Below are 9,616 nucleotides of genomic sequence, written 5' to 3'. Positions count from 1 at the left end.
GGTTAGAGCAGCTGACTCTTAATCAGCGGGTCCGGGGTTCGAGTCCCTGGCGGCGCACAGACGACCGGAAGGCCCTCCGCAGCAGCGGGGGGCCTTTTGGCATGCGCACAGCGCGTTCCACCCTTGCGATCATGCCGAGCGCCGTAGAACCCTGGATGCCCAAAGTGCCGATGAATTGCGGCACTTGGGGGGTAGATAACCGGTTGCCGGATCTGCGGGGTGAGGGGCCCCGGTCATGAATCGGTGCCGAGGGGGGCATCATGCAACCGGACGGTCACAGTCCGTGTCCATTCCTGTGGAGGACTGTGTCCCGCCATTGACGCGCCCGTGTGGGTCGAGGGGGACCCGGCCGGGCGGTGGGACCGATGAACACGCGCTGACCTGCGTGTGGGGGGATGACTCATGACGTCGACGACGCCTGGGCACCGCACCGGCGCCCTGCGCCGGATCAAGAAGACACTGCCGAGATACGACTACGAGCACTACAGCCGGCTCGCGGGCCCCCTCACGCAGCCCGATCCGACCCGGCCCTACACCGTGCAGTACCGCTCGCTGCTCTCCCAGGAACCGCACCGCGTCCGCGCCGCGCTGATGCTGGGCGCGGCCCCGCTGCTGTCGCTGGTCCTGCTGACCTGGCTGCTGCAACCGGAGCACTGGACCCGGCGGGACTACCCGGCCTACGGCTTCCTGCCGGCGCTGGACGTCGTGATGCTGGTGTCGATCGGCCTGATCGAGTTCTTCCGCTGCATGAACGTGCTGTCCAACGCGCACGCCACCCTGGTCGCCCGCGATCCCGTCCCGGTGGTCCCGCAGACCGGCACCCGGGTCGCCTTCATCACCACGTTCGTGCCCGGCAAGGAACCCCTCGACATGGTCACCCGGACCCTCCGGGCGGCGGTCCGGCTGCGGCACCGCGGGCTGCTGCACGTCTGGCTGCTCGACGAGGGCGACGACCCGGAGGTGAAGCAGGTCTGCGCGCGCCTGGGCGTGCACCACTTCACCCGCAAGGGCGTCGAGCGGTGGAACCGGCCCACCGGCCCGCACCGCGCGAGGACCAAGCACGGCAACTACAACGCCTGGCTGGAGGCGCACGGCGACGCGTACGACTTCTTCGCCTCCGTCGACACCGACCACGTCCCGCTCCCCAACTACCTGGAGCGGATGCTGGGCTACTTCCGCGACCCGGACGTCGGCTTCGTCATCGGCCCGCAGGTGTACGGCAACTACGACACGTTCGTCACCAAGGCCGCCGAGTCCCAGCAGTTCCTCTTCCACGCCCTGATCCAGCGGGCCGGGAACCGCTACGGCGCCCCGATGTTCGTCGGCACCTCCAACGCCGTGCGCATCAGGGCGCTCCGGCAGATCGGCGGCCTGTACGACTCGATCACCGAGGACATGGCCACCGGCTTCGAGATGCACCGCGCCCGGAACCCGGCGACCGGCCGGAAATGGCGCTCGGTGTACACCCCGGACGTCCTCGCGGTCGGCGAGGGCCCGAACGCCTGGACCGACTTCTTCACCCAGCAGCTGCGCTGGTCGCGGGGGACGTACGAGACGATCCTCAAGCAGTTCTGGAAGGGCCTGTTCTCGCTGCCGCCCGGCAGGCTCTTCAACTACACCATGATGATCATCTTCTATCCGATGTCGGCCCTCAACTGGATCCTCGCGGCGCTGAGCTGCGCGCTCTTCCTGGGCCTGGGCGCCTCCGGCGTCAACATCGACCCGACCGTGTGGCTGATGCTCTACGGCAACGCCTCCGCGCTCCAGATCGGCCTCTACGTCTGGAACCGCCGGCACAACGTCTCCCCGCACGAACCGGAGGGCTCCGGCGGCGTGGCCGGCATGGTGATGTCGGCGCTGTCCGCACCGATCTACGCCCGCTCGCTGATGGACGCGGTGCTGCGCCGCAGGAGCAGGTTCGTGGTCACGCCCAAGGGCGAGTCCGCCAGCCCCGACACACTGTTCGGGACGTTCCGGATCCACTGGTTCTTCATCCTGGTCTTCGGCGGTTCGCTGGTCGCGGGAGTCGCCGGCGGCCACGCCCAGCCCGCGATGATCGCCTGGGCGGCACTCGCCCTCCTGATCACGGCCGCGCCGATCCTCGCCTGGCGCTTCGCCCTGCGCCAGGAGGGCAGGCGGAACGCCGAGCCCGAGGACGCGGTGCCGCCGGGACACGCCCATCTCCCCCAGCAGCGGCCCAGCTGGACGCCCGCGGGCGGCGGGGACCCGGAACAGACCGTGCGGATCGCGCTCGGCGGCGGACTCGGGGGGCGTGAGGAATGACCGAGAGCGCCGGCCGCCGCCGGGCCCGTCGTCTCGCGATCGGCACCGCGGTGGTGCTCGTGCTGGCCGGGACGAACGGGCCGTGGATGTACCGCTTCGGGACCGAGCAGTACCACGAGTACAAGATCAACAGACCGGAGTACAAGGCCGAGAACGGCCACTGGGACATCGTCGAGTTCCCCGAGGAGTACCGCCAGGACACCATCCACGCGGTGCTCCTGCACACCGGGAAGGTGCTGCTGGTCGCGGGCTCGGGCAACAACCAGGACAACTTCGACGCGAAGCGGTACGACAGCCGGATCTGGGACCCGGTCAAGGGCACCGTCAAGAAGGTGCCCACCCCGGCCGACCTGTTCTGCACCGGCCACACCCAGCTCGCCGACGGCAACATCCTGATCGCGGGCGGCACCAAGCGGTACGAGAAGCTCAAGGGCGACGTCAAGAAGGCCGGCGGCGTCATGATCCTCTACAACGAGAACCCCGACAAACCGATGACCCTGCCCAAGGGCACCCGGTTCACCGGCAAGCGCAACGGCAGGACGTTCCTCTCCGACGACCCGGTGCTGGTCCCGCGCGCGACCAAGGTCTTCGACCGGAGGACCGGCGCGTACCTGCGGAACAACCCCGGGTACGCGCGGGTGATCGTGGAGGCGCCGGGGCAGGGCACGAAGTACGAGACCGGCACCCAGGACAACTACCGCATCCAGGGCCTGACCGGCGCCGACGCCCGCAACACCTACGGCATCGCCAACAAACTCGGCCTCGACAAGCGGGACTTCGAGGGCATCAAGAACGCCTACGAATTCGATCCGGTCGCCGAGAAGTACATCAGGGTCGACCCGATGAACGAGGCCCGCTGGTACCCGACGCTCACCACCCTGTCGGACGGGAAGGTGCTCGGCGTGTCGGGGCTCGACGACATCGGGCAGCTGGTGCCGGGCAAGAACGAGGTCTTCGACCCGAGGACGCGGACCTGGACGTACACGAGGCACCAGCGCCAGTTCCCGACCTACCCCGCGCTGTTCCTGCTGCAGAACGGCAAGATCTTCTACTCGGGTTCCAACGCCGGGTACGGGCCGGACGACGTGGGCCGCGACCCCGGGATCTGGGACGTGGACACCAACCGGTTCACCAGGCTGGCCGGGCTGAGCGACCCGGACCTGCTGGAGACGTCCGGGACCGTGCTGCTGCCGCCGGCCCAGGACGAGAAGTACCTGGTGGTCGGCGGCGGCGGGGTCGGCGAGTCCGCACGGTCCACGAACCGGACCCGGCTGATCGACCTCAAGGACCCCGACCCGAGGTTCACGGACGGGCCCAGGCTGGCGAAGGGGACCCGCTACCCGCAGATCTCGGTGCTGCCGGACGACAGCGTGCTGGTGTCGGGCGGCTCCGAGGACTACCGCGGCCGCGGCGCCTCCGACATCAGGCAGGCGCGGCTCTACGACCCCGGGACGAACTCCTTCAGGAGGGTCGCCGATCCGCTGGTCGGCCGGGACTACCACTCCGGGTCGGTCCTGCTGCCGGACGGCCGGGTGATGTTCTTCGGTTCCAACCCTCTGTTCGCGGACAAGGCCGACACGAAACCCGGGGTCTTCGAGCAGCGGATCGAGATCTACACCCCGCCCTACCTCTACCGGGACTCGCGGCCGTCGCTGGGCGGGGGCCCGGGGACCATCGCCCGGGGCGGGACGGGGACGTTCACCTCGCTCCACGCCTCGGCCATCAGGAAGGTGCGGCTGATCCGGCCCAGCGCCACCACCCATGTGACCGACGTGGACCAGCGGTCGGTCGCGCTGGACTTCAGGGCGTCCGGGAACCGGATCACGGTGACCGTGCCGGAGAACCGGAACCCGCCCGCCTCGCTCGGCATAGACGCGCTCGCCGACCAGAACGCGGCCGGCGGGATCGCCTGGGCGTTCAGTGAGATCCCGTCCGTGCTGGTGCTGATCGCGCTGCTGTTCCAGTGGTACGGCTCCGAGCAGCGCCAGGCGCGGCGCACGGACCGGGCCGCCGACCGGGACGGCGACAGGGAGCTGGAGGCGTACAACGCCTATCTGGCTTCGCTCAACGCCCGCGAGGGCTGATCCGGGGCACCATGGAGGGGGACGGACCACGAGGAGGGTGCCGCGATGCCCGGTTCTGCGAACGGTTCGAACGGTTCCACCAAGGCGATGGGGGTGCTGACCGTGGGCGGCCTGGTGGTGGTGACCGCCTATACGGTGGCGCTCGGCAGCAACGGCTGGCTGTGGTTCGGCTGGGTGGTGCTCGGGCTGCTCACGCTGGCGATGGTGATGACCCAGCAGAGCGGCTGACCGGTCAGTCCGTGGTGAGGGGGGCGGCCCGGTGCACGCCGGGCTGGTACTTGGGCAGCCTGGCGGTGATCTTCATGCCCGCGCCGACGGCGGTCTCGATGACGAGGCCGTGGTCGTCGCCGTAGACCTGGCGGAGCCGGTCGTCGACGTTGGACAGGCCGATGCCGCCGGACGGGCTGAGCTCGCCGGAGAGGATGCGGCGCAGCAGCGCCGGGTCCATGCCGGCGCCGTCGTCCTCGATGACGACCAGCGCCTCGGCACCCGCGTCCTGGGCGGTGATCTGGATGTGGCAGGTGCCGGCCTTGCCCTCCAGGCCGTGCTTCACCGCGTTCTCCACGAGCGGCTGGAGGCAGAGGAAGGGCAGGGTGACCGGCAGTACCTCGGGGGCGATCTGGAGCGTGACCGTGAGGCGGTCGCCGAAGCGCGCCCGGACCAGCGCCAGGTAGTGGTCGATGGCGTGCAGTTCGTCGGCGAGGGTGGTGAAGTCGCCGTGCCTGCGGAACGAGTAGCGGGTGAAGTCGGCGAACTCCAGGAGCAGCTCACGGGCGCGTTCGGGGTCGGTGCGCACGAACGAGGCGATCACCGCGAGCGAGTTGAAGATGAAGTGCGGGGAGATCTGGGCGCGCAGCGCGCGGACCTCGGCCTCGATGAGCCGGGTGCGGGAGCGGTCCAGGTCGGCCAGTTCCAGCTGGACGCTGACCCAGCGGGCGACCTCGCCGGCCGCGCGGACCAGGACGGCGGACTCGCGCGGGGCGCAGGCGACCAGGGTGCCGTGCACGCGGTCGTCGACGGTCAGCGGGGTGATCACGGCCCAGCGGACCGGGCAGTCCGGGGTGTCGCAGTGCAGCCGGAAGGCCTCGCCGCGGCCGGACTCCAGGGGGCCGGTGAGGCGTTCCAGGATCTCGGTGCGGTGGTGGCCGCCGACGCCGTCCCAGACCAGCAGGTTCTCGTGGTCGGTGAGGCAGAGGGCGTCGGTGCCGAGCAGGGTGCGCAGCCGGCGGGCCGAGCGGCGGGCGGTCTCCTCGGTCAGGCCCGCGCGCAGCGGGGGCGCGGCGAGGGACGCGGTGTGCAGGGTCTCGAAGGTGGCGTGTTCGACGGGGGTGCCGAGGCCGCCGAGGCTCTCGGGGCGTGCGGTGCGGCGGCCCAGCCAGAAACCGGCGGCCAGCAGCGGGAGGACGGCCACGCACAGGCCCGCGAGGAAGCCGGTCATGCCTTGGCCTCCGCGCGCAGCTCTTCCGGGAGGTGGAAGCGGGCCAGGATCGCCGCCGTCCCCGGGGGCACCCGGCTCGCGGTCGCCAGGGACACCAGGATCATGGTGAAAAAGCCCAGCGGCACCGACCAGAGGGCCGGCCAGGCGAGCAGGGCGTGCAGGTTGCCGGTGCCCGGGAAGTCGGCCATCGTCGCGGCCACCGCGCAGAACGCCGAGCCGCCGCCGACCAGCATCCCGGCGGCCGCCCCGGGCGGGGTCAGCCGCCGCCACCAGATGCCGAGGACCAGCAGCGGGCAGAAGGAGGACGCCGACACGGCGAACGCGAGCCCGACCGCGTCGGCGACCGGCAGTCCGCCGACCAGGACGCCGGCGGCGAGCGGTACGGCCATCGCCAGCAGGGTCCCGAGCCTGAAGTGCCGGACGCCGCGGGACGGCAGGACGTCCTGGGTGAGGACGCCGGCGACCGCCATGGTCAGTCCGGAGGCGGTGGAGAGGAACGCGGCGAAGGCGCCGCCGGCCACCAGGGCGCCGAGCAGGTCGCCGCCGAGGCCGCCGACGACGCGGTCCGGCAGCAGCAGCACGGCGGCGTCCGCGTCACCGGTGAGCGTCAGTTCGGGGGTGTAGAGGCGGCCGAGGGCGCCGTAGACGGGGGGCAGCAGGTAGAAGAGGCCGATCAGGGCGAGGACGGCGACCGTGGTGCGGCGGGCGGCGACGCCGTGCGGGCTGGTGTAGAAGCGGACGACGACGTGCGGCAGGCCCATGGTGCCGAGGAAGGTGGCGAGGATCAGTCCGTACGTGGCGTACAGCGGGCGTTCCTCGCGGCTCTCGGCGAGTGAGGTGGACATGCCGCCGTTGGTGCCGCGCTCGGTGGCGGGGACCCGGGTGCCCTTGGCGAAGGTCAGGCGGGTGCCGGCGGCGATGCGGTGGCCGCCCTCGGGGAGGGTGACCCTGGCGTCCCGGTACGGGCGGCCGTCGACGGTGCCGGTGACGGTGACCGTGAGGGGGCGGTCGAGCCTGACGGCGAGGGTGTCCTGGACGTCGACGGTGCGCCGGTCGCGGAAGGCGGCCGGTTCGTCGAAGGCGTGCGTGGGGGCACCGGCGTGCTGCCAGGCGAGGACGAGGAAGAGGACGGGGACGAGCAGTGCGGTGAGTTTCAGCCAGTACTGGAAGGCCTGGACGAAGGTGATGCTGCGCATGCCGCCCGCGGCGACCGTGGCCACCACGACCACGGCCACGATGAGGCCGCCGAGCGCGTCGGGCGCGCCGGTGAGTACCGCCAACGTCAGTCCGGCGCCTTGGAGTTGGGGCAGCAGGTAGAGCCAGCCGACGCCGACGACGAACGCGCCGGCCAGCCGCCGTACCGGCTGCGAGGCGAGCCGGGCCTCGGCGAAGTCGGGGAGGGTGTAGGCGCCGGAGCGGCGCAGCGGGGCCGCGACGAACAGCAGCAGGACCAGGTAGCCGGCGGTGTAGCCGACCGGGTACCAGAGCATGTCGGGGCCCTGCACGAGGACCAGCCCGGCGATGCCCAGGAAGGAGGCGGCGGAGAGGTACTCGCCGCTGATCGCGGCCGCGTTGAGGCGGGGGCCAACGGTGCGTGAGGCGACGTAGAAGTCGGAGGTGGTCCGCGAGACGCGCAGCCCGAAGGCGCCGACGAGGACGGTCGCGACCACGACCAGGGCCACGGCCGGTACGGCATAGCTGGAGTTCATCTCACCTCGTCGCGGCGGGGGTTCATCGGTCCTCGACGAGCCGGACGAAGTCCTCCTCGTTGCGTTCGGCGCGGCGTACGTACCAGCGGGCGAGCAGGATCAGCGGGGCGTAGAGGCAGAAGCCGAGCACCAGCCACTCCAGGCGGCGGGTCTCGGGGGCGGCCGCGAAGACCAGCGGGAGCGGTCCGACGAGCAGCACGAGCACCGCGAACACGGTGAGGGCGGCGCGCAGTTGGGAGCGCATGAGGGAGCGGACGTAGGTGTGGCCGAGGGTGGTCTGCTCGTCGATCTCGGTGCGCGGCCGGTAGTAACCCGAGGCGCGGCGGCTGCGGCGGGGCGGTCCCGTTACGGTGACCCGGCGCTCGACGGGCTCGCCGGGCACGGTCAGACCCTCCTCATCAGCAGGTCCCGCAGCTCGCGCGCGTGGCGCCGGCTGACCTGGAGTTCCTCGCCGCCGACCAGGACGCTCACCGCGCCGGCGTCCAGGCGGAGTTCGCCGATGTGCCGGAGGGCGACGAGGTGGCGGCGGTGGATGCGCACGAAGCCCCGGGAGCGCCAGCGGTCCTCCAGGGTGGACAGCGGGATGCGGACGAGGTGGCTGCCGCGGCCGGTGTGCAGCCGGGCGTAGTCGCCCTGGGCCTCGACGTGGGTGATGTCGTCGACGGCCACGAACCGTGTGACGCCGCCCAGTTCGACCGGGAGGTGGTCGGGGTCGGGTTCGTGGACGGGTATCCGGGGTGCGGCGTCGCGCAGTTCGGCCACCCGCCGTACCGCCTCCGCCAGGCGTTCCTTGCGGACCGGTTTGAGGACGTAGTCGACCGCCTTGAGGTCGAAGGCCCGCACCGCGAAGTCCTCGTGGGCGGTCACGAACACGACCAGCGGCGGCCGGGCGAAGCCGGTGAGCAGACGGGCCATCTCCAGTCCGTCCAGGCCGGGCATCTGGACGTCCAGGAAGACCACGTCGACGGCCTCGGGGCCCTGCGGTCCCGACTCCAGGGCGCGGGTGATGCGGCGCAGCGCCTCGGTGGCGTCCCCGGCGCCCTCGACGCTGCCGATGCGCGGATCGGCGTGCAGCAGATACAGGAGCTCCTCCAGCGAGGGGCGTTCGTCGTCGACGGCGAGAGCGCGCAGCATGAACGGAGTGTAGGCGGCGCGGCGGGGCGCTGGACATGTCGCGGACGTGGACGTTCGCGCCGGACGAAGTGGTGTTCCCGAAGTGCCGTTCCGCGTGGTTACAGTGCGGACATGAACAGCGGCACCGCCTCCTTCGACGATCTCGACCGGAAGATCACCACCGCGCTGATGGCGAACGCGCGGACCAGTTTCGCCGAGATCGGCGCGGCCGTCGGGCTCTCCGCGACAGCCGTGAAGCGGCGGGTCGACCGGCTGCGCGAGACCGGTGTGATCACCGGGTTCACGGCCACCGTGAAGCCGTCGGCGCTCGGCTGGCGCACGGAGGCGTATGTCGAGGTGTACTGCGAGGGCGCGGCCCCGCCCCGGCGGCTCGCGGAGGTGGTGCGCAACCACCCGGAGATCACCGCGGCCATGACGGTGACCGGCGGCGCGGACGCGCTGCTGCACGTACGGGCCCGGGACGTGGACCACTTCGAGGAGGTGCTGGAACGGATCCGGGTCGAGCCCTTCATCCGGAAGACGATCAGCGTGATGGTGCTCTCGCACCTGCTGCCGGAGAGCCCGGAGGCGGGCGCGACGGCCGCAGCTCCGGAGTAAACGCATCGACGCTGCGTTTGTATGACCGGAGACGCAGCATTCGTGCGCAGACGCGCAGCATTCGTTTCTTGTCGCCCGTATCCGGCGCTTTCTACCGTGGTGTCAACCCTCAGTCGACACCGCGGGAAAGCGGAGGAACCCCTCTGTGTCCGAAAGCCGTGTGCCGCGTCTCAGGCGCTTCCTTGTCTGTGAACCCAGACATTTCGCCGTGCAGTACGCGATCAATCCCTGGATGAACCCCGACACCAGGGTCGACGTCGATCTGGCCCAGGAGCAGTGGACGGCGCTCATCGACGCCTACCGCGCCCACGGCACGTCGACGGAGAGCGTGCCGAGCTGGTCGGCCCTGGCCTTCAACCGCGTGACGGGCC

The 9,616-nt window shown here is 71.1% G+C and carries 8 protein-coding genes and 1 pseudogene; 5 read left to right on the top strand and 4 right to left on the bottom strand.

The annotated features are described in order from the left end of the window. Window positions 1–402 precede the first annotated feature (402 nt). Genes ABZ646_RS32315 through ABZ646_RS32305 form a run of 3 tightly spaced genes read left to right on the top strand, consistent with a single transcriptional unit; the run spans window position 403 to window position 4,595 of the window. A complete protein-coding gene (locus tag ABZ646_RS32315; RefSeq protein WP_360526740.1) occupies window positions 403–2,283 on the top strand; it encodes a glycosyltransferase family 2 protein in 1,881 nt (626 codons plus the stop codon). Then, window positions 2,280–4,367 (top strand): galactose oxidase-like domain-containing protein, encoded by a 2,088-nt coding sequence (locus tag ABZ646_RS32310; RefSeq protein WP_360526737.1) that lies wholly within the window; start codon window positions 2,280–2,282, stop codon window positions 4,365–4,367. Before ABZ646_RS32315 ends, ABZ646_RS32310 begins: the two co-directional genes overlap by 4 nt. A gap of 45 nt (window positions 4,368–4,412) precedes the next feature. Continuing rightward, window positions 4,413–4,595, top strand: coding sequence for a hypothetical protein (locus ABZ646_RS32305; protein WP_360526734.1), 183 nt, complete (start codon window positions 4,413–4,415; stop codon window positions 4,593–4,595). Between the two features lie 4 nt (window positions 4,596–4,599). Here ABZ646_RS32305 and ABZ646_RS32300 read toward each other — a convergent pair whose 3' ends face one another. From ABZ646_RS32300 to ABZ646_RS32285, 4 genes are read right to left on the bottom strand one after another with little or no spacing between them, the layout of a single operon-like run. Further along, window positions 4,600–5,805, bottom strand: coding sequence for a histidine kinase (locus ABZ646_RS32300; protein WP_360526732.1), 1,206 nt, complete (start codon window positions 5,803–5,805; stop codon window positions 4,600–4,602). Continuing rightward, a complete protein-coding gene (locus tag ABZ646_RS32295; RefSeq protein WP_360526729.1) occupies window positions 5,802–7,514 on the bottom strand; it encodes a cation acetate symporter in 1,713 nt (570 codons plus the stop codon). The genes ABZ646_RS32300 and ABZ646_RS32295 overlap by 4 nt, the downstream gene beginning before the upstream one ends. 22 nt (window positions 7,515–7,536) lie before the next feature. Beyond that, complete coding sequence (locus ABZ646_RS32290) at window positions 7,537–7,896, bottom strand: hypothetical protein (protein WP_360526726.1); 360 nt, start codon at window positions 7,894–7,896, stop codon at window positions 7,537–7,539. Window positions 7,897–7,898: 2 nt separating this feature from the next. Then, window positions 7,899–8,648: a LytTR family transcriptional regulator DNA-binding domain-containing protein gene (locus ABZ646_RS32285; protein WP_360526723.1), complete on the bottom strand. Its 750-nt coding sequence runs from the start codon at window positions 8,646–8,648 to the stop codon at window positions 7,899–7,901. 111 nt (window positions 8,649–8,759) lie between these two features. On the opposite strand from ABZ646_RS32285, the gene ABZ646_RS32280 reads away from it, so the two are divergent. Both ABZ646_RS32280 and ABZ646_RS32275 read left to right on the top strand, forming a co-directional pair. Then, entirely contained in the window at window positions 8,760–9,245 is a 486-nt protein-coding gene (locus tag ABZ646_RS32280) for an Lrp/AsnC family transcriptional regulator (RefSeq protein ID WP_360526720.1), read from the top strand. A 145-nt stretch (window positions 9,246–9,390) separates the two neighbouring features. After that, window positions 9,391–9,616: pseudogene (locus ABZ646_RS32275) on the top strand (amidinotransferase); the annotation flags it as partial.

Source organism: Streptomyces sp. NPDC007162 (assembly GCF_040634175.1).
In the GTDB taxonomy this organism is placed as follows: domain Bacteria; phylum Actinomycetota; class Actinomycetes; order Streptomycetales; family Streptomycetaceae; genus Streptomyces.
The sequence above is the reverse complement of the archived record's forward strand: the minus strand, read 5'-3'. Positions and strand labels throughout refer to the sequence as shown.